Raw genomic sequence first — 19,776 nt, forward strand, 5'->3', positions numbered from 1 at the left:
TGACGTTCCTGTACTCTGGGCTGAGCTTGACGTGGCTTCGCTGGATGCGGCCGTAAAAGCGCTGGCGGCAAGGGAAGGTGTGACTCGGCTCGCGTCAATCGGGCGGTGGCCTCGCGTTCGCAGTATGCGGAACGGATCGGATCGTGGGCGGCCGGCAAAGGGATCGACGGCGTCGTCTGGACGGTCCTAAAGTCAGGTTTCTCGGGTAGTCGAGGCAGATCGCCTAGCCTCTTGAGATGAGGCGCACTGCGGTCATTCGCGAGGCGGACGGTGGAGCTCACCGATGGGTCAGAGGCGACCATCGTGGACAAACAAGCACCGGCCGCTCACACTGCTTCCGCTCGCCCACGCGCTTCTGCTGCCGGTTTGAGTTGGCGCCAAGCCTCAGATCGGCGCTCGCGTCTGACACCGACTAAAAGCAACAATGCGCTGCTCTATTTTATTTTCACGGCGCGGTTCTCGGAAGGCCGCTCGGTCCCCCCGCCAGAAGAGAAAGCGCCATGAGAAAGCTCATCATCACCGAATTCATCAGCATCGATGGCATCGCCGAGGTCGAGAAGCTGCCCGGCGTGACCTGGAACGATGAAATGCAAAGGTTCAAGGAGGACGAGCTTGCCGACAGCGGCGCGATGCTTTTGGGGCGCACGACCTATGAGATCTTTGCCGGCTCATGGCCCAATGAAACCGGAGACTTCGCCGACCGCTTCAACGCACTGCCGAAATATGTCGCCTCGACCAGCCTGAGGGCGCTCGACTGGAAGCCGGCAGAGCTGCTGAAGGGCGCCTTGCCGGATGCGGTCAGGGAACTGAAGCAAGGCAGCGGCGGCAACATCTATGTGCATGGCAGCCTGAGCATCGCCCAGCAGTTGCTGCGCCATGGGCTGGTCGACCGCATCAGGCTGCTCAGTTATCCCGGCGCCGTCGGCCAGGGCAAGCCGCTGTTCCCGCCCGGCGAGCCAGTGCCGCTCGAGTTGATATCGGTCACGCCATTCAGCAACGGCGTGGTGGCGCTTGAGTATGCGCCTGTGACGGGGAAGTCTGATGAGGGCGAGCGCCGATGACAGCCAATCTCCCCACTGTGGGGGAGATGCCCGGCAGGGCAGAGGGGGCGCGAAAGAACGCAAGCATTTGAGTTTTAGCTGCCGTAACGGCGCAGTTGCGATTTAGGTTGGCGGGACAGCGCCCCCCTCTGGCCTGCCGGCCATCTCCCCCACAAGGGCCCGCAAGGGGGGAGATCGGCAGCTTCAGCCTACGACGCGCTACTGGACGGCTCGCTGAAGCCCGACGAGCGCGAGCTTTCGCTGCGGCCAGGCGTGTCGCGACCGCTACTGCGAGAGGCGCTGCGCTCGCTTGCCATGCTCGGCTTTCCTGGACATCCGCTACGGCAGGGGGGCCGCCGCCGTCGGGCTCGCGCGCGCCATCAGGGCCTGCCACAGCCTCGGTAGGCTACCGCGAGACTGTGACAGCGGCTCGGTTGGACAATTCACGACACAGTTTGCAGTACCTATTACCTATAAAGTGCCAAGCCGCATCAGGCGCCGCCCATATAGATGTCCATGATCTGTCGGTCGTTGCGGACATCTCCGGGCGTGCCTTCGAAGCGCTTTTCTCCGGCGGCCAGGATATAGAGCCGGTCGGCGATCGGCATGGCCTCGCGAATGTTCTGCTCGACCATGAGAACGCCGATGCCGCGCGCGGTCAGCACCTTGATGCGCTCCAGCGTCTCGCTCACCATGGCCGGCGAAAGGCCGGCGGACGGTTCGTCGAGCAGGATGAAACGCGGTTCCGACACCAGCGCGCGCGCCAGCGCCAGCATCGCCTGTTCGCCGCCCGAAAGGGCTCCGGCCGTGGTCTTGCGCCGCCGCGCCAGCGATGGATATTGGTCGACCAGAGCCTCGATGCGCCCGTCCACCAGCTTCCGGTCGGCAATGGCGTAGCCGCCCATGCGCAGATTTTCCATCACCGTCAGCCGTGGAAACACGCCGCCGCCCTGCGGCATCAGCACCAGGCCCTGGCGCACGACTTCATGGACCGGCAAATTGCTAATCGTTTCGCCGCCGAGCCCGATTGTGCCGCCCCATACCGGCAGCGCGCCGGCGATCGCTTTCAGCAAGGTTGACTTGCCGCAGCCATTGGGGCCGAAGATGCAGGTGATCTTGCCGGCTTCCGCGACAAGGGAGACGCCATGGACGATCTCCTGCTTGCCGTAGCCCGCAACGACGCTGTCTGCGACCAACGTGCTCATTGCGGACGCCCTAGATAGGTCTGCATGACTTCGGAATTTTGCACGATGTCCTCGAACGCGCCGCTGGTCACCACCCGCCCCGAATCCATGACGATGATGCGGTCGCAGACATTGCGCACCATTTCCATGTCATGCTCGATGACGAAGAAGCTGGTTCCCTGCTCGCGCAGCCTGGCGATCGCTTCCAAGATGATCTTGCGGATGTTGGGGTGGACGCCGGCCGTCACCTCGTCGAGCAGGATGAGGGACGCCTGGCGCATGATCACGCGGCCGAATTCGAGCAGTTTCTGCTGGCCGCCGGACAAGTCGGACGCGCGGTTGTTGGCGACCGGTTCGAGATGCAGCAGCGCCAGCGTCTCGTCCGCCCGCTGTTGCGCGCCATGCCAATGACCCTCGGCAGCCGCGGCCAGAAGGTTCCCGCTGACTGTCATGTTCTCGAACAACGCCGGGATCTGAAAGGTGCGCGCGAGGCCGAGGCGGGCTATCGTATAGGCCTTTTTGCCGCCGATCTCATGGCCGTCGAATAGGATCTGCCCGCGATCGGGCGTCTCCATGCCGGCGACGAGATTGAACAGGGTCGATTTGCCCGAGCCGTTGGGGCCGATGAGGCCGGCGATCTCGCCGCGTCCGACCTCCAGGTCGACGCCGGCGGCTGCCTGGATGCCGCCGAAATGCTTGTGCACGTCGCGAACGAAGAGGATGGGCTGGTCGCCTGGCGCGGGCGCTTGCGCCGTCATGCTCACGAGCGTCCTCCCTGGCGGGAGCCGAGCAGGCGTCCGAGCACCGTGTCGAGCACGCTGCCTGATTTCCCGCTTCGCCGCGCAAACAGGCCGGCGATGCCGTTGGGCAGGAACAGCACCACCAGGATGATGGCGGCGCCGAGAATGGCGATATAGAAGGCGGTATCGCCATAGTACATCCAGATAAGCCGGTTGACGAAGAACAGCGCGACGCCGCCGATGGCCGGCCCCCACAGGCTGCCGAGCCCGCCGAGCAGGACCATGACGACCATCTGATCGGTGATGTCGCCGCCGAACACGCTCTTTGGATTGATGAAGGTCACCCAGTAGGCGAAAATACTGCCGAACACGGAGGCGACGACGGCGCTGAGCACGAAGGTCTGCAACTTGACCAGCGAGGTGTTGATGCCCATGGCTTCGGCCGCCGGTTCGTGATCCCGTAAGGCCTTGACCTTCAAGCCGAAGCGGGAGCGCTCGAACAGCAACCAGGTGAGGAAATAGGTCAGGACGGCGGCCGCGAACATGGCGAAATAGAAGAAGCGCTCGTTGAGGAAGGGAGGCAGGCCGATACCGCCGGTTCCGCCGGTGAAATCGACGACGGTGGCGAACTGCATGAGCACTTCGGCGAAGGCCCAGGTGGCGATGGCGAAATAAGCGCCGCGCAGCCGCAATGTCGGCGCGCCGATAACGACCGCAAACAGTGCTGTGACGATCATGCCGATGGGAATGGTGGCGAGGAACGGCACTGCGAAATCCGCGCCCATCAGGATGGCGGTGGCGTAGGCGCCGATGCCGAAGAAGGCCGAATGGCCGAAATTGATGTAGCCGGCATAGCCGCCTAGCATGTTCCAGGAACAGGCGAGCCCCGCCCACATCAGCGCGCCGGTGGCGACGCGCAGCCAGTAATTGTTGACCAGCACCGGCAGCAACGCCAGCACGACGAGGATGCCGACGAGGAGAAGCAGGCCGGCCCAACGATTTTTCATGGTCTGGGCCATCTCACAGTCCGCGCCGCAGGATGCCGCGCGGGGAAACCAACAGGACAAGGAAGAGCGTTGCGAAGATCGCGAGATGCGAGTAGCTGGCTCCGCCATAAGTCGCGACAAAGGCTTCGATGACACCCAGAAGCAGGGCCGCCACAAGCGCGCCGCCCAGCGAGCCCAGCCCTGCCAGCACGGCGACGAAGAAGGCGAACAGCGTATAGCGCAGGCCGATCTCCGGATTGACCGAATAGATGCCTCCCATCAGAACGCCCGACATCGCCGTGATCCCCGCGTAGAGCCCGTAAACATTGGCGCTGAGACGCCGGATGTTGACCCCCATCAAGGCGGCGTTCTGGCGGTTTTCGGCCGTCGCTCGGATCGCCAGCCCGTAGCGCGTGCGAAAGAGAAAGAAAAACAGCCCCCCGGCGATGAGCACCGCGAACGACGCCGCCGCCACCCGGATCAGGGGCACCGTGACCGGGCCGATCATGATGCTGTGACCGCTGAGCGCCGTCGGCACGCTATGCGTATTGAAACCCCAGACGGTCAGCATTCCGCCGCGCAGCAAGGTGAAGATGCCGAAGGTCAGCGCGAGCGCCATCAGTTCGGGTCGCGCCGTGCGGCTGTTTCGAACATTGTAGATCATCGGCCCCATGAGATAGCCGATCGCGCCGAACAGGACGAAGGCCATCGGCATGACGAGGAACCCGTCTATGCCGAGAAAGGCAGCCATGTAGTAGGCGAGGTAGCCGCCGAGCACGACCCACGCGCCGACCGCAAAGTCGATGACATGGAGCACGCCGAAGGTCAGTTGGAAGGCGATCGAAAACGTGGCGATGACGCCGCCTATCAGCAGGCCGTTGAGCAGGGTTTGAAGAAAAAGATCCAATGGCAAACCTGTCCGTCAGTCCAAGAAGTCCGCAACATGCTTTTGGCGCGAGTGCGAATTGACGCCCGCAGTATAAAGCCCAACCTACAGCCGGCCTTTGGAAGAGCCGGCCGTCATCATGCTGCCCGCTGCCGTGGCAGGCGACGGCGAATAGCGCCTCCGCCCGCCTCAAGTCGCGATTATTTCCAGGACGGCAACGGGTAGATGAACTCGGCCGCGGCCGCTTCCTTCGGGCCGACAGCGACGGTCTTTCCATCCTGGATCTGGATCACGACTGGCACCGGCTGGATGTTGTCGTGATAGTGGTCGCCTTCCTTCTCGAACTTGATCGGTCCGTAGAAAGTCGTGATGTCGGTGTCGGCGATGGCATCCTTGAGGGCGACGCGGTCCTCGGGGGTGAGCGAAGGCTTCTTGCCCAGTCGCTTGGCCGCGTCGGCGAAGACGAGGCCGCTGGCCGAGCAGGCGGCTTCCGTGTAGTCGGGCTCATGGCCGAACTTAGCCTGGGCCCGCGCGACATAGTCCTGTGCGGTGCCGAACAGGTCGTCCTTGTAGGGCACCGTAGGCAGCCATACGGCGACACCGGAGGTGCCGTTCGCATCGGCGCCGAGCGCTTCGGCGAAGGCCGGATTGGTCACGCCGTAATGCATGATCAAGGCCTTCGGCCGATAATTCAGCGATTTCGACGTCTTGATCACATTTATCAGCGGCTCTTCATGCCCGCCCACCGCGACGATGTCAGGGTTGAGGGCGGCGATCTTAGACATTACGGGGGTGAGATCGCCGGAAGCCGGAACGAGTTCGTAGGCGACGACTTCGAGCCCCGCTTCCTTGGCGCCGCGCTGGAAGCCTTCGCCGGTCTCCTTCGAAAAGGGTTCGTTGACCCCGATCACCGCGATCGTCTTCGCCTTCGGGTTTGACAGCGCCGCCAGCACGCCCAGCGACTGGCCGGATGTCGTGTCGACGGAAGGGATGATGCCGAAATTGAATTCGGGCTTGGCCAACCAGACATTGGGCGACTCGGCCGAGCCCGAAATCATCGGCACCTGGTATTTCTGGCAGATCGGCTGAACGGCGATTGTCGAGCCACTGGTGTAGGGGCCGAGCAGGAAATCGACCTCGTTCTGCACGATCAGCCGTTCGGCGGCGTCGGCGCCGGTGGCCGGATTGCTCTGGTCGTCGCCATAGAACATCTCGACCATGAAACGCTCGCCGCCGACCTCGACGCCGCCCTTCTCGTTGGCCGCTTCGGCCCAGAGATCGTAACCGTTCTTGGTCAAATTGCCGCCCGAAATATTCTCGCCCGACAGAGACGTGATGACGCCGGCCTTGAAAGTCGCCGCCTGGGCGCGCGCGGTCCGCACGAACGGCATCGAAATCGTGCCGCTGGCAAGCGCCAGGGCGCTGCCGCCGAGAAATGTGCGTCGAGAAAAGCTTACGTCCTTCTTTGGCATGATGGTCCTCCCGCATTCGTTCCTAAAGTTGCAGGATATGTCCGCACACCACACAAATCTACTGGAAACGCTCGCTGCAGCTCTCTGAAAATCCATACTTGCAGCGCACCTCAGCACTTCGTGCTGGTCGTCCATGTAGCGACCCGCGCGACAGAAGCCATGTTCGGTCCTCCCTTTCCAATGCCGCTGAGCTTTTCGCGCGTCCGGTCATGGATTTCCGTGACCTCCGGCGTCAGAGTGTCATTGCAAATCAGCCATCTCGTACAGCGGCCGGATTTCGATCTTGCTCGGTCCCGGCATGGGATTGGGCAGCGCTTCACCCAGGCGACCGCCTCGTCCATGTCCTTAAATTCCCAGAGCCAGAAGCCGGCGACCAACTCGCGGGTCTCGGCGAAAGGCCCGTCGATGACCGTACGGCCTGGGCCATCGAACGCAACACGCTTGCCCTGCGAGGAAGGCTTGAGGCCGTCGGCGGCGAGCAGGATGCCGGCATTGCGAAGCTCGTCATTAAATCTGCCCATCGCCTCCGGCGGGGACAAAGCCCTTTTCACTGTCTTCGGCAGCCTTCACGAACACCATCACACGCATCGTCTGTCTCCTTGTTTGAGTCGCCCTCATCGGCGTGGCATCGAAACGACGAACGAGGTTTTCGGAAATCGACATCGTCCTCCAATTTTTTTTCAACGGTTGAGGCGCAGGGCGCGGACGTTCGCAAACCTATCGAGTCATCTCCGCCGGTCGCCGCCCCTCCCCGCTTGATCCCATCTCCCGCTCAGCCGCGACCAGCATCTCCACAACATCGTCACCTTGGGCGCGCGGAAGCGCGCGGCGGGGTAGACTGTGTAGATGCCTCCGGAGGGCAGCTGCCAGTCCGGCAGGATCTGGACGAGCCGCCCCGCGGCCAGTTCTTCCCGCACCAGGAAATCCGGCAGCACCGACAGCCCGGCGCCGGCGCGGAATGGCGGGGCATTTCCGTTGTGAGCGCTGGGGTTCGGCCTACTATCTTGGTTCACCCTTGGTTCACCGCGCCTCAGCGCGGCGACAACCTAGTTCAGCCTCATTGCTTGAAGCAGTTCTCACGATGCCATTGCAAAAAGCGAGGGTGCGGACGTTCGAACTGTCGGCGAGGCGGAAGTGCGCGGCCGGTCTTGTTTATAAATGCCTGCACGCTGTCGAGGTCATTGACCTGTCGTGAGATTAGGATTGCCAAGTCATCGGATAGGCTGATCAATCCGCGATCGAACATCCAATGCGCTGTACCGGAAAGTGCGATCCCATTGTTGATCACATCAGGCCCGCTCGCCTCGACCGGTCGAATATGCGCGGCGGAAACCTCGGCCCGACCGCCGCCATTTATCAACTTGAGTCCTGTAATCGCGCACCGCTCATCATAGGCGCGCAAGACGATGCGACGGAAAATGCGGTCCCGTACGATTCGCGATCCGATGTAGTTTACGCGATCACGGCTCTGCTCGAATTCGAATGGCGCCTGCTCATCCTGAAAACCAGCAGATGCTTCGACCTCATCAACGCGCGGCAGCAACAACTCATTCGTGTCCAGGCCCAGATCGATGATGCGGTTGAAATCGACTGGGCTGATTGGGCGGACGGCCGATTGGGCGCGACCGGAAATCCGTCCTTGGTCGTTGAGCAAGCCTCGTTCAACGAGACCATCAGGTCCGTTAAATGGAACAGGATTGACGAAATCGAGGTAGGTTCCGGGCTCGATCAGAGCGAGGTACATATCAGGCGCCACAGGATCGGGAATGATCTGTTGGACTTTGGCTACGGCGTAATAGCCACGGGTATCGTTTATCTTGCTGGGCTCGTAATAGATGATCCAGTGGCTGACGCATGCTTCGACGCGGCTTAGATACGAGCGGGGAAACTGGTACTGCACTGCGGGACGGTCATTGTAGATCGAATCTGAGCGGTGAATGAAGATCCCGAATCCCATGATCTTCCTGCAATGCGCTCTTTGGGAATATCTGCCTCAGATGTAACAACAAAATCCGATCTTGGGAGATTCGTCCAGACCGGAGAAGCTTTTCCCCAATGATATCGGTCCTTTGGAGGCGAATAGGGAAAGCCCCCTACAATGCGCCGGTATTTTTCCCAGAGCATGTCACAAAAGGCCAGCGCCATCCGTCCTCTGACAGAAGGAGAACCCCCATGCGAAAGCTCATCGTCACCGAATTCATCAGCGTCGATGGCATCGCCGAGGTCGAGAAGCTGCCCGGTGTGACCTGGAACGATGAAATGCAAAGGTTCAAGGAAGACGAGCTTGCCGACAGCGGCGCCATGCTGTTGGGGCGCACGACCTATGAGATTTTTGCCGGCTCGTGGCCCAACGAAACCGGAGACTTCGCCGACCGGTTCAACGCGCTGCCGAAATATGTCGCGTCAACGAGCTTGAAGGAGCTCGACTGGAAACCGGCCGAGTTGCTGAAGGGCGCGCTGCCTGATGCGGTCAGGGAACTGAAGCAAGGCAGCGGCGGCAACATCTATGTGCATGGCAGCCTAAGCATCGCCCAGCAGCTGCTGAGCCACGGCCTTGTCGACCGCATCAGGCTGCTCAGTTATCCCGGCGCCGTCGGCCAGGGCAAGCCGCTGTTCTCGCCCGGCGAGCAAGTGCCGCTCGAGCTGATCTCGGCCACGCAATTCAGCAACGGCGTGGTGGCGCTTGAGTATGCGCCGGTTGTGGGGAAGTCGTGAGACGCGTAACGGTGCAATGTACGATTTCGTTGATGACTTGACGGGACAGCGCCCCCCTCTGCCCTGCCCCCTTTGCCACCACTTGGCATCTCCCCCACAAGAGGGGAGATCGGCAGTTCGGGCCTTGGCGCTCATCTTGCAACGCTGGTGATTGGCGAAGGCGCCGATGATAGCCAATCTCCCCCCCCCCCGTGAGGGGGAGATACCCGGCAGGGCAGAGGGGTCGGTTCGATCGGGCGCGACCTCCTCTCTTGCGACAGTGGAGGTTGGCGCACTACGCGAGACAACCCCCTCTGGCCTGCCGGCCATCTCCCCCTCAAGGGGGGAGATCGGCAGCTTCGGCCTCGGCGCGTCAAGCTCGCCCGTTTCGGCCATCAGCGCCTCGCCCCAACCTTACCGCTCTCGCCCTCCCCGCCTGACGCCACCTTCTGCTCAGCCGCAACCAGCATCTCAACAAACCTCGTCACCTTGGGCGGCCGGAATCGCGCGGCGGGGTAGACTGTGTAGATGCCTCCGGAGAGCAGCTGCCACTCGGGCAGGATCTGGACGAGCCGCCCTGCGGCCAGCTCATCCCGCACCAAAAAGTCCGGCAGCACCGACAGACCGGCGCCGGCTGCCGCCAGCACGGCCGGGGTCGCGTCGATGGCGATCGTTGCCTGCATGCGCACGGCTTGGTGCTCGGCGTCGCCGCGCGAAAATTGCCATAGCAGCGGTTCGCGCAGCGCCATGTTGGCGACGAAGGGCAGGCCGGCCAGGTCTTGCGGTTCGCCGGCCTTGAAGCGGCCGGCAAACTCGGCGCCGCACACCATGAACTGCCTGAAAGTGCCGATCCGCCGCGCCTGCAGGCTGGAATCGGCTAGCCAGCCAACGCGGATCGCCACGTCCATTCCACCGGAAGCCAGGTCGATCGTCTCGTCGCCCAGCGTCAGTTCGACCCGGCAGGCGGGATAGCGTGCGCTGAAGGCGGTGACCACCGGCACCGTGCCGGTCGGCTCGGCGGCCGCCTGCGCGAGCTCGTCGCTGGAGCGCTTCGCCTCGACCGTTGCCGAGCCAGCCCATGAAGCCGGGAGACCACTTTGCAACGAGGCCTGGGCTCTGGCTTGAAACGAGAACAAGCCGCCCCAATTCCCTCCAGCAAAGTCAGCTTGTATTCGGAGGGCGCCGATGGACGTCTTTTCCCCTAAGGCCGGGTTCCTTTCCGCTAGAATTGGGCTTCTCGCTCTCGTCTCGGTCGCGGCGGCCGCCTCTGGCGTCGCTCTCGCCCTCGGACCCGCGCGGGCTGAGGTTCTCGCCCGCGCTCCCGCCGCGCGAAATGGCGGTCTGCGGCAACGTACTGTTCGTCGGAACCAAACGCTCCTCGGTCTACGCGGTGCCGGTGTCCGGCGGCCGCGCCCGGCGGGTTGCCTCCGGATTCTCCGCTCCGAATGGAGTCGCATGCTCACGCGGTCGTTTGTTCGTAGCTTCGAGGGACCGCGTGACCGCGTTCGACATCGGGCCGGGGGGCGCTCTGAGCGGCAGGCGCGACATTCGCCGAGGGCTGCCGAATTCGGGAGCCCACAGTCTTCGCTATATTGCCGTCGGCCCCGATTCCCGGCTCTATGTCTCGTTCGGATCGCCTTGCAACATTTGTTTGCCGCGTGGACTGCAAAGCACGATCGTCAGCATGAACCAGGACGGGTCCGATCTTCGGCGCGTCGCTTGGGGCGTTCGCAATTCGGTCGGCTTCGACTGGCGCGGCGGCACCATGTTCTTCACTGACAACGGCGCCGACCGAATGGGCGACGATATCCCGCCGGACGAACTGAACGAGCTTCGGCCGGGCGGCTTTTATGGCTTTCCCTACTCCGGGGGCCGAATTCGGCTTAAAGGGTTCCGGGACGCACGGCCGCCCGCGCAGCAGATTCCGCCCGTCTTCGAATTTCAAGCGCATGTCGCAACCCTCGGAATCCATTTCTTCCGCAGCCTCGGCGGCGACGCTCTGGTCGCCGAGCACGGCAGTTGGAACAGGTCAGTTCCAGTGGGGCGTCAGGTCGTGCGCGTGCGCTTCAAGGGCGGCCGGCCGGTCTCGGTGACGACTTTCCTCAGAGGCGTCGGCCGGCCCGTGGATGTCAAGGAAGCGCCGGACGGTTCCGTGCTCGTATCCGACGACGCCGGAGGCGCGATTTACGTCTTCAGGCAATGACGCCCGACGTTTCCTTTCAGGCGAAGCGCTTCAGGTTGGCGGATTGGTTTGGCGGTTGAGCGCTTCGAAGTGGTCGGATTGAAGTTGCCGAGCCTGCGGCGGACTTTAAGAGGCTGCGTAGGGCCTAGCACCGGTCCCGCATCGCGCTTTATGCGACTTTGACAATGGTCCGTCTGACGAACGGTCTTCCGCTTTGCGTTTCGAAAGGCGCAGTTCCGCCCCTTCCAGACCCATCTACAGCAATGAAGTAACGGCCGCGTTGGGTCAGGAGCATTGGTCCCTGCAAACGTAGTCTTCGGGCAAGCGATTGAGAGTCGGTAGGTCCTGAATAGGATCAGTACCGGCGCGGGGAACACCAGGGCGGCGCAGACGGCATCTCAAATCAGCAGTAGCTGGAGCTTCAGCAATAAGCGGTTAGCCCGGCCAATCGAAACTTTGGGCAGCTCGGACCATTGCCGCCGTCGAGGCGAGTCCCTATCGCCCCTCCGACTTGGTCTTGAGCGAAGAACATCCCGCTAAAGACGCGCGCGACCTGTTCTACCGCGCGCCTTCTCGTCCCTCCCCGACCGGCCCCATCGTCTGCTCAGCCGCAACAAGCATCTCAATAAACCTCGTCACCTTGGGCGGGCGGAAGCGCGCGGCGGGGTAGACCGTGTAGATGCCTCCGGAGGGCAGCTGCCACTCGGGCAGGATCTGAACGAGCCGCCCGGCGGCGAGCTCGTCCCGCACCAGGAAATCCGGCAGCACCGACAGGCCGGCGCCGGCGCGGACGGCCGCGAGCACTGCCGGCGTCGCGTCGATGGCGATCGTTGCCTGCATGCGCACGGCGCGGTGCTCGTCGTCGCCGCGCGAAAACTGCCACAGCAGCGGTTCGCGCAGCGCCATGTTGGCGACGAAGGGCAGTCTGGCCAAGTCTTGCGGTTCGGCAGCCGTGAACCGCCCGGCAAACTCGGCGCCGCACACCATGAATTGCCGGAAAGTGCCGATCCGCCGCGCCTGCAGGCTGGAATCGGCCAGCCAGCCGACGCGGATCGCCAGGTCCATCCCCCCGGAAGCCAGGTCGATCGTCTCGTCACCCAGCGTCAGCTCCACCCGGCAGGCGGGATAGCGCGCGCTGAAGGCGGTGACCACCGGCACCACCGCCGACGTGCCGTAGTCGTTGGGCGCCGCGATGCGCAGCGTGCCGGTCGGCTCGGTGGCCGCTTGCGCGAGCTCGTCGAAGGCATCCTCGGCCTGCTGCAGGACTTGCAGGCAGCGGGCATGGAATGTCCGGCCCGCCTCGGTCGGATGGACGCGCCGCGTCGTGCGGATCAGCAGCGTCGTTCCGACATCGCGCTCCAGCCGCGCCACCTGCTGGCTGACGACCGCCTTGGTGATGCCCAGCCGCTCGGCGGCCCGCGTGAACGAGCCGGCGTCGACCACCGCGGCGAAATAGGCCAGCCGGTTCAGGTTCATGCGTGGTCCATGGCAGGTGCGACCTTATTGTCAGTCAATGGCTTACATTACGTCTATTTTGTCGGCCTTCAATACGCATTCCGCTTTTGCCATCTTCCAGACATCGAGGCTGCGCGGGAGATGCGCCGCCCCGAATTCCGCATTCGAGCCCCAGGAGACATCCATGTTCACACGGAGAGCCATCATGAAAACCACCCTCGCCGCCGGCACCGCCGCCGTCTTCGCTCCCGCCGGGTTTGGCCATGCGGCCGCAGGGCTTTCCTGGAAACATTTTCCGGCCGGGGAAAACGGCTTCTTTCGCGCGCCCCGGTGCTGATCACCGGCGCCTCCGAGGCTCTGCTGATCGACGGCGGTTTCACCTACTCCGACGGCCGGGCCGTGGCCGACGCGATCAAGGCGACGGGCAAGACGCTCACCACCATCTATGTCAGCCAGTCCGACCCGGACTATTATTTCGGCCTCAAGCCGATCAAGGAGGCTTTCCCGCAGGCACGGGTGATCGCCGCAGCCGAGACGGTGGCCGCCATCAACGGCAGCGTCGACAAGAAAATCGCGGTTTGGGGGCCGCAGCTCAAGGAGAACGGCCCGCAGGCGCTCGCCGATGTCGTCATCCCCGAGACGTTCGACGGCAAGACGCTCACCGTCGATGGCGAGACCATCGAGATCGTCGACGCGGAAGGCCTCGCCAACCGGCGCTATCTCTCGGTGCCGTCGCTGAATGCGGTGTTCGGCGGGGTGATGATTTTTTCCGGCGTGCATGTCTGGACCGCCGACACGCCAACCAAGGAACAGCGCGCCGCCTGGCTCGCCAATCTCGAAAAGATCGTCGCCGCCAAACCTGAAATCGTCGTGCCCGGCCACATGACGCCGCAGGCCGCCACCGACCTTTCGGGCGTCGAGCACACCAAAACCTACCTTATTGCCTTCGAGGAAGAACTGGCCAAGGCCAAGGACGCGGCCGCGCTCAAGGGCGCCATGGAAGCCCGCTTCCCCGGCCTCGGCATGGGCGTGGCGCTCGACATCGGCTCCAAGGTCGCCACCGGCGAGATGAAGTGGGGCTGAGGGCACGACCTGGGTTCCTCGCCCCCACCGAAAGGTGGGGGAGAGGTGGCCGCGAAGCGGCCGGAGAGGGGGCTTTCGTAAGGCGCAGTCCCCCTCTCCGTCTCGGCTTCGCCGAGCCACCTCTCCCCACTTTCGTGGGGCGAGGAACCCAAGCTGGAATGAAGCCGCGCCGCCCTCACCCAACATCTGCCCGGTAGGGAATCGCTTCAGACAACCATTCCGGAGTAGACCTATCAAGACCTGGGTTCCTCGCCCACCGCGAAGCGGGGGAGAGGTGGCCGCGAAGCGGCCGGAGAGGGGGCTTTCGTAAGGCGCAGTCCCCCTCTCCGTCTCGGCTTCGCCGAGCCACCTCTCCCCCACTTTCGTGGGGGCGAGGAACCCAAGCTGGAATGAAGCCGCGCCGCCCCTCACCCCACATTCTGAATCCGCCCCCAGGTGCTCTTGGTTCCCCAGATGCCGGAGCGCAGCGCTTCGAGCTGCACGATCTGGCTGTGGTCGACGAACAGGTTGACCTCGTTGCCGTAGTTCTTGACGTANCCGCCCCTCACCCCACATTCTGAATCCGCCCCCAGGTGCTCTTGGTTCCCCAGATGCCGGAGCGCAGCGCTTCGAGCTGCACGATCTGGCTGTGGTCGACGAACAGGTTGACCTCGTTGCCGTAGTTCTTGACGTACCATTCGAAGACCGCCGGGTCGGCGGCTTCGAACATCACCGCCTCCAGGCCGAGCTCGTTGATGATGCGGGCCACCACGTCGGTGCGCCAGGACGTCACGTTTTCGGTGATCCCTTCACTTTCGATCATGATGATGTCGGCACCGGCATCGAGGGCACGCCGGGCCTGTGCGACCAGCCAGCCGGCATCCCTGGTGCCTTCGGCTTCGAGCTCCCTGGCCGACGTGTCGCCACCGGCCCCGAACTGGATGCCGAGCTCCGGCTTGGCCTTGAGCCCGGCCTTTTTCACCGTGTCGACCAGGCGCAGCAGCGCCTCCGTCGGCAGGCTGATGAAGCCGGTGGAGATCTCGATCACGTCGAACCCGAGCGCCTTGGCTTCTTCGATGTAGCGGTCGACGGCGTCTGGGCCGAAGCGGAGGACATTCTCGATCCAGCCGCCGGTCGACACATAGGCATCGTGATCATGCGCCAGCCTGTTGATCGATTTCACCGTTTCGGGCGGCATCAGGGCGAATGATCCGCCGGCAAACTTGATGCCGTCGATCCAGTTGCCCATGATTTCCAGGACGTCGGCCAGATGGCGCGGCCCATAGGCGCTGTAGTAGGGCCCGCGAATCTCGGTCAGGCCGGTCTTGCGCGGCTTGGAAGAGCGCGCGGCGCGCGGGATGAAGGAGAAGGCTGTGTCGGTCATTTTTTTGGGGCCTCGGCGGGCGATCTCTCCTGCGTTAACATCGGTTCTCCTGCGTTAACGACTGGGCGCGCGATCCGATCCGCGCAAATTGGGCTGGGAACCCTCAGGCTCACCGGGTGTTGGCACGGAGGAGATCCGAGAGCGATGCCGCAGATTGCAAGCAATGCAACCGAACGGCCCGTCCGAAGCAGCGCAAAACTGTTCCTGTGCGGCGACGTCATGCTCGGGCGCGGCATCGACCAGATCCTCGCCAGTCCGGGCGATCCGCACCTTAGCGAGCGCTATGTCAAATCGGCGACGACCTATGTCGAGCTTGCCGAACGCATCAATGGCCCGATCCCGAGAAAGGTCGACGATGCGTATGTCTGGGGCGATGCGCTCGCCGAACTGGACCGTGAAGCGCCGGACGCGCGGATCATCAATCTCGAGACCAGCATTGCCACCAGCCTGTCGTTGGCGCCCAAGGGGATCAATTACAAAATGAACCCGGCAAACATCGGCTGCCTGGCGGCGGCGCGGGTAGACTGCTGCGTACTCGCCAACAACCATGTGCTCGACTGGGATGAGCCTGGCCTGGTCGAAACCCTCGATACGCTCCGGCTTGCCGGCCTCGCCTATGCCGGGGCCGGGCTTGACGCGGATGAGGCGGCGGCGCCTGCCGTCATTGAACTGGCCGGCGGCGGCCGCGTGCTCGTCTTCGGCTTTGCGCTCGAGACGAGCGGCGTTCCAGCTTCATGGGCAGCCGGGGCTTACAAGCCAGGCGTCAATTTGCTGGCGGATGTCTCGGCCCGGTCGCTCGCGCAGATCGCCCGATCCGTCGAGGCCATAAAACAGCCTGGCGACCTCGCGGTGGCCTCGATCCACTGGGGCGGCAACTGGGGCTACCAAGTCCCGGCGGAAGAACGCGCGCTTGCCCATGCTCTCATCGATGTTGCAGGTTTCGACGTCGTGCATGGGCACTCCTCCCACCATCCCAAGCCGATAGAAGTCCACAACGGCCGGCTGATCCTTTATGGATGCGGCGACTTCCTCACCGACTATGAGGGGATAACAGGGTACGAAACCTTTCGCGGTGAGCTTGCGCTGATGTACCTGCCGCGGCTCGCGATACCGGACGGTACGCTTGTTTCGCTCGACCTCGTGCCGTTCCAGCTCGCCAGGTTCCGGCTAAACCGCGCCCTGCGCGAAGATGCCGCCTGGCTCGCGGCCATGCTTGAGCGCGAGTGCTCGCCTTTCGGCACGCATGTGGCGCTAGGGAATGATCACCGTCTCGCCGTTCTTTGGTGAAGCGCCTGCGGTCAGCAGGCAATGGCACTAATTTTCAAGCCTCTCAGGCCGTCCTCGGCCAAGCGCACCGTCGGCGCGGGCCTGCAGGTAGGCGTAGATGTCGTCGATGTAAGGAGCAACGTTAGGGTCGTCGGCGAAGCCCTGCATCACCGAAGGGCCGCTGCGCACGCCGTCGCGAACATTGCGCCGGAAGACCTCGAGGTCGGGCAGCCGGTCGACAAGGGCCGAGGCGAAGGTCGAGCCCATGCCGTCGGGGCCATGGCAATGATTGCAGCTGCCATGATAGCGGCGGAAGCCGTTGTAGGTTCGCGCATCGACCTTGCCGCCGACAATCTCGTAGAACTTGCCCGCAGCCAGCTCAGCTTGGGAAGACGCGCCGAAGCCGGCGGCAAGGGTAAAGGCGACGACAGACGGGAGGACGAGCCACAGGGACATCGTCTGTCGCCCACGTTGCAGGCTCATCCAGCGCCGCCGCAACGCGCCCGCCCCCGGATCACGCAACCATCGATCACACTACCCTCGCTCACTCGACCCCCCAATCACTCGACTTGGGATCAGTCAACGGCGGCCTTCGGAGAAGAAACCACGATCCCGTCTATCGCCTGCGGGCTGACGACAAGCTTGCCGCCGACACGCGATATCTCGATGATCTGGTCCGACTCTCCCAGCTTGCCCGGCACGGAGACCGCGACTATCTGGTTCTCGGTGAGTGTCGCCACGAAACGCACTGGCAAGCCAGCCTCGCCCTGCGCGATTGTGGTGACCACCCGATAGCCGTCCTCCTGAGGCGTATAATAGACGACCCCAAGGAAGCCGGCGAGATCGATGCTTTCGGCCTTCATGGCTCCAAGCTCGCCGGCATGCGCGGGCATCGCCGCCATGCAAAGTGCTGCAAAAGCAATGTACCTGTACATAATACTGCTCCATCCCGAATTGTCCGAGCCGAGCCCGGCTTAACGTTTCAGCAATAGGCGGTCGCGCGCCGTGATAGTTGGCGCACGCAGGCAGAATTCTTGATTATTCCCCCGGCTGCATCGCAGTGGCTAAGGTCCGCGAGCCGAGAACGCGCTGAACCCCACTGGTTGTCACAGTTAAGTGTGACGTTCTTCTGAAGCGCGAGTATTTCACCGCCCGGCTGCTTGCGCATCCCCTGTTTGGGGGAGATAATCGGAATTTAAGCGATCGCTAAAATTTGGAGGGGCGAGAGCACCTGTGAGAGCGCGCGGCGTTCCGCGTCGGACGCGCTGTCGACATGCGGGGGGCCGTCGATGGCCAAGGCATTGTCGCATCATGATCTGTCGAAGCTGATCGGCTCGATCTACGATTGCGCACTCGACCCGGGGCGATGGGAGCACGCGCTGGCTGGGATCAGGGATGCGCTCAACGCCCAGACTGCGGTCCTGCACCTTGACGACCTCGCCAACGATCGGCTGCTGATCTACAGGACCGTGGGAATAGAGCCATACTGGCTGGAGCAACAGGCGAAATATATCCCCGAGATTCACGCCCGGCTGCTCGAGGATCTCTCGACATGGCCTTCGCTCGATGTGCCGCATGTGGTCTCGCGTCATACCCCTCAAACCTATCAGGAGACCTCCCGATATTTTCAGGAGTGCCTGAAGCCGCAAGGCCTGGTCGACGTCATGTCGTTCTTCCTGATCCACACCCCTACCCGCCTTGCCGGCTTCGCCGTTGCCCGACACAAGCGGCAAGGCATTATCACCGAGCGCGAAATCAAGCTTGGCAGACTGTTGCTGCCGCATGTGCGCCGCTCGGTGATAATCAGCAACATGCTGGACATCGGCACTGTCGAGCGCGCAGGAATGGCCGAGGCGCTCGATGCGCTCACATGCGCCGTGGTCCTCACCAATGAACGTGGCGCCGTCCTGCACGCCAACCGCTCGGCCAAGCACATGCTGCGCAGCGGCGGCCCGATCCAGGATGTCCGGGGCATTCTGCAAGCGAAGATCCCGTCGGCTTCCAAGGAGCTTCACAGCGCCATCATGCTTGCGGCTCAGGATGAGGCCAGCATCGGCAAGACAGGGCTTGCCGTCCTCCTTAGCGAATCCGGCCTGCCACCCGTCTTCGCCCGCGTGCTGCCGATGGCCGGCGGCGACCTGCGCGCCGGCATGGAACCCGCGGCGGTAGCCGCGGTGTTCATCGGCAATGCACCGGACGAGCATGATGCCGCCGGAATGCTGGCGAGAGCCTTTGGGCTTACGATGGCCGAAACCCGCGTGCTCGCCAGCCTGGTGGCCGGGCACACCTTGGCCGAGACCGCCGCCAGCCTTCACATTGCCAACGCGACCGCCAAGACGCATCTCGACAATATCTTCCAGAAGACCGGCGCCTCCCGCCAGGCCGATCTGATGCGCCTTGTCATGCAGATCGTTCCGCCCGCGGGGCAGCCTGGCCCCTGAATCACACTCATTCAGCGTCTTGGATACAGGTATCCCACACCGCGGATCGTCTTGATCAGTTCCGGCTTGGCTGGGTCCCTTTCGAGCCGGCGGCGCAGCCGGGTGATGCGGCTGTCGATGCTGCGGTCGAACGGCTCGTCGCCCCTGGGCGGCGCAAGATCGAGCAATTCGTCGCGACCAATGACCTGGCCGGCCCGGGTGGCGAAGGCTGCCACCAGATCGAGCTCCATCGGCGTCAGCGGAATGGCTACGCCGTCGGCGTCGATGAGGTTTCTCGCGCGAGCGTCGAACACATAGGTTCCGAAGGCGAATTGCCCGGCCGGCAAAGCGTCGGCACCGTTCGACCCCTTCGGCATGCGTCTGCGCAGCACCGCGGCGATCCGCGCTTCCAGCTCGACCGGTGAAAACGGTTTTGCCAGATAGTCGTCGGCGCCGATCTCGAGGCCCGCCACCTTGTCGAACACCGAATCGGCACCGGTGAGCATAAGGATGCCGGTGTCGTGATGTTCACGCAGCCAGCGGGCCAGGCTAAAGCCGTTCTCGCCCGGCATGTTGAGGTCGAGAACGACAAGATTGGCCTTCGCCGCCGCGATCGCCTCGCGCAATTCGGCACCACCGGATGCCGTGCGAATGCGGTAGCCTTTCGCCTGCAAATAGTCGGCGATCATGAACGCTACGTCGGTTTCGTCGTCCACGATAATAATGTCGGCCATGCGTTCCCCCGCGGCGAGCGACGCTCCAAACCTACAGGGCACGTTCACCCCGGGTCAATCGGCCCCGGCTGCTGCCGATTTCGGACTGGTTCGACACAATTGAAACAATAGAAGCCGGGAAATCGGGCGTGCGGCATCATTGTGAAACATCCTTGCGGTTATGTTCAACGACGTCGGATGGCCGGGCAGGCCGGCTTGACAGGCCGCGGGCCGTTCAGTCCACTGGCCCGCACGGGAACAGCAACCGTCGTGACGGCGCATCCGTCTGTGG

The 19,776-nt window shown here is 63.4% G+C and carries 18 protein-coding genes and 3 pseudogenes; 6 read left to right on the forward strand and 15 right to left on the reverse strand.

Annotated features, from left to right (window positions below; translation table 11 throughout):
• Window positions 1-500 precede the first annotated feature (500 nt).
• The gene (locus CIT26_RS31495; RefSeq protein ID WP_095496186.1) at window positions 501-1,061 is read left to right on the forward strand and encodes a dihydrofolate reductase family protein; all 561 of its coding nucleotides are present in this window, start codon (window positions 501-503) and stop codon (window positions 1,059-1,061) included.
• 470 nt (window positions 1,062-1,531) lie between these two features.
• Here CIT26_RS31495 and CIT26_RS31500 read toward each other — a convergent pair whose 3' ends face one another.
• From CIT26_RS31500 to CIT26_RS31535, 8 genes and pseudogenes are all read right to left on the reverse strand, one after another.
• On the reverse strand, window positions 1,532-2,245 hold the full coding sequence (locus tag CIT26_RS31500; protein ID WP_095496187.1) for an ABC transporter ATP-binding protein: 714 nt from the start codon (window positions 2,243-2,245) through the stop codon (window positions 1,532-1,534).
• The gene (locus CIT26_RS31505) at window positions 2,242-2,982 is read right to left on the reverse strand and encodes an ABC transporter ATP-binding protein (protein ID WP_051407931.1); all 741 of its coding nucleotides are present in this window, start codon (window positions 2,980-2,982) and stop codon (window positions 2,242-2,244) included. Before CIT26_RS31505 ends, CIT26_RS31500 begins: the two co-directional genes overlap by 4 nt.
• Before the next feature lie 2 nt (window positions 2,983-2,984).
• Window positions 2,985-3,971, reverse strand: a complete 987-nt coding sequence (locus tag CIT26_RS31510; RefSeq protein ID WP_095496243.1) for a branched-chain amino acid ABC transporter permease — start codon at window positions 3,969-3,971, stop codon at window positions 2,985-2,987.
• Window positions 3,972-3,984: 13 nt separating this feature from the next.
• Entirely contained in the window at window positions 3,985-4,857 is an 873-nt protein-coding gene (locus CIT26_RS31515) for a branched-chain amino acid ABC transporter permease (RefSeq protein ID WP_095496188.1), read from the reverse strand.
• Between the two features lie 179 nt (window positions 4,858-5,036).
• Window positions 5,037-6,308 carry an amino acid ABC transporter substrate-binding protein gene (locus tag CIT26_RS31520; RefSeq protein WP_095496189.1) on the reverse strand — a complete coding sequence of 424 codons (1,272 nt, stop codon included), beginning with the start codon at window positions 6,306-6,308 and terminating at the stop codon, window positions 5,037-5,039.
• 185 nt (window positions 6,309-6,493) lie between these two features.
• Window positions 6,494-6,896: pseudogene (locus tag CIT26_RS31525) on the reverse strand (YciI family protein); the annotation flags it as partial.
• 129 nt (window positions 6,897-7,025) lie between these two features.
• Window positions 7,026-7,261, reverse strand: a pseudogene (locus CIT26_RS31530) (LysR substrate-binding domain-containing protein); the annotation flags it as partial.
• Between the two features lie 104 nt (window positions 7,262-7,365).
• Complete coding sequence (locus CIT26_RS31535; RefSeq protein ID WP_095496191.1) at window positions 7,366-8,265, reverse strand: HNH endonuclease; 900 nt, start codon at window positions 8,263-8,265, stop codon at window positions 7,366-7,368.
• A 215-nt stretch (window positions 8,266-8,480) separates the two neighbouring features.
• Here CIT26_RS31535 and CIT26_RS31540 point away from each other — a divergent pair, with 215 nt between their 5' ends.
• Entirely contained in the window at window positions 8,481-9,023 is a 543-nt protein-coding gene (locus tag CIT26_RS31540; RefSeq protein ID WP_095496192.1) for a dihydrofolate reductase family protein, read from the forward strand.
• A 374-nt stretch (window positions 9,024-9,397) separates the two neighbouring features.
• Here CIT26_RS31540 and CIT26_RS31545 read toward each other — a convergent pair whose 3' ends face one another.
• Window positions 9,398-10,105 carry a substrate binding domain-containing protein gene (locus CIT26_RS31545; RefSeq protein WP_245319629.1) on the reverse strand — a complete coding sequence of 236 codons (708 nt, stop codon included), beginning with the start codon at window positions 10,103-10,105 and terminating at the stop codon, window positions 9,398-9,400.
• A 230-nt stretch (window positions 10,106-10,335) separates the two neighbouring features.
• Between CIT26_RS31545 and CIT26_RS31550 the strand changes: the two genes are divergently transcribed.
• Window positions 10,336-11,205, forward strand: a complete 870-nt coding sequence (locus CIT26_RS31550) for a PQQ-dependent sugar dehydrogenase (protein ID WP_245319630.1) — start codon at window positions 10,336-10,338, stop codon at window positions 11,203-11,205.
• A gap of 537 nt (window positions 11,206-11,742) precedes the next feature.
• Here the strand turns inward: CIT26_RS31550 and CIT26_RS31555 are convergent.
• The gene (locus tag CIT26_RS31555; protein WP_095496193.1) at window positions 11,743-12,660 is read right to left on the reverse strand and encodes a LysR family transcriptional regulator; all 918 of its coding nucleotides are present in this window, start codon (window positions 12,658-12,660) and stop codon (window positions 11,743-11,745) included.
• A 163-nt stretch (window positions 12,661-12,823) separates the two neighbouring features.
• Here CIT26_RS31555 and CIT26_RS31560 point away from each other — a divergent pair.
• Window positions 12,824-13,722, forward strand: a pseudogene (locus tag CIT26_RS31560) (MBL fold metallo-hydrolase).
• Between the two features lie 407 nt (window positions 13,723-14,129).
• Here the strand turns inward: CIT26_RS31560 and CIT26_RS38970 are convergent.
• Window positions 14,130-14,270 (reverse strand): phosphosulfolactate synthase, encoded by a 141-nt coding sequence (locus CIT26_RS38970; protein ID WP_206072838.1) that lies wholly within the window; start codon window positions 14,268-14,270, stop codon window positions 14,130-14,132.
• Complete coding sequence (locus CIT26_RS31570) at window positions 14,267-15,085, reverse strand: phosphosulfolactate synthase (RefSeq protein WP_095496195.1); 819 nt, start codon at window positions 15,083-15,085, stop codon at window positions 14,267-14,269. The genes CIT26_RS38970 and CIT26_RS31570 overlap by 4 nt, the downstream gene beginning before the upstream one ends.
• 144 nt (window positions 15,086-15,229) lie before the next feature.
• Between CIT26_RS31570 and CIT26_RS31575 the strand changes: the two genes are divergently transcribed.
• On the forward strand, window positions 15,230-16,372 hold the full coding sequence (locus CIT26_RS31575; RefSeq protein ID WP_095496196.1) for a CapA family protein: 1,143 nt from the start codon (window positions 15,230-15,232) through the stop codon (window positions 16,370-16,372).
• Window positions 16,373-16,399: 27 nt separating this feature from the next.
• Here the strand turns inward: CIT26_RS31575 and CIT26_RS31580 are convergent, their stop codons facing one another.
• Both CIT26_RS31580 and CIT26_RS31585 read right to left on the reverse strand, forming a co-directional pair.
• Entirely contained in the window at window positions 16,400-16,834 is a 435-nt protein-coding gene (locus tag CIT26_RS31580; RefSeq protein ID WP_425350391.1) for a c-type cytochrome, read from the reverse strand.
• Between the two features lie 92 nt (window positions 16,835-16,926).
• Complete coding sequence (locus CIT26_RS31585; RefSeq protein WP_095496198.1) at window positions 16,927-17,286, reverse strand: hypothetical protein; 360 nt, start codon at window positions 17,284-17,286, stop codon at window positions 16,927-16,929.
• A 354-nt stretch (window positions 17,287-17,640) separates the two neighbouring features.
• Between CIT26_RS31585 and CIT26_RS31590 the strand changes: the two genes are divergently transcribed.
• Window positions 17,641-18,792: a helix-turn-helix transcriptional regulator gene (locus CIT26_RS31590; protein WP_095496199.1), complete on the forward strand. Its 1,152-nt coding sequence runs from the start codon at window positions 17,641-17,643 to the stop codon at window positions 18,790-18,792.
• An 11-nt stretch (window positions 18,793-18,803) separates the two neighbouring features.
• Here the strand turns inward: CIT26_RS31590 and CIT26_RS31595 are convergent, their stop codons facing one another.
• Entirely contained in the window at window positions 18,804-19,505 is a 702-nt protein-coding gene (locus CIT26_RS31595) for a response regulator (RefSeq protein ID WP_095496200.1), read from the reverse strand.
• Between the last annotated feature and the right edge of the window lie 271 nt (window positions 19,506-19,776).

The organism is Mesorhizobium temperatum, from assembly GCF_002284575.1.
In the GTDB taxonomy this organism is placed as follows: domain Bacteria; phylum Pseudomonadota; class Alphaproteobacteria; order Rhizobiales; family Rhizobiaceae; genus Mesorhizobium; species Mesorhizobium temperatum.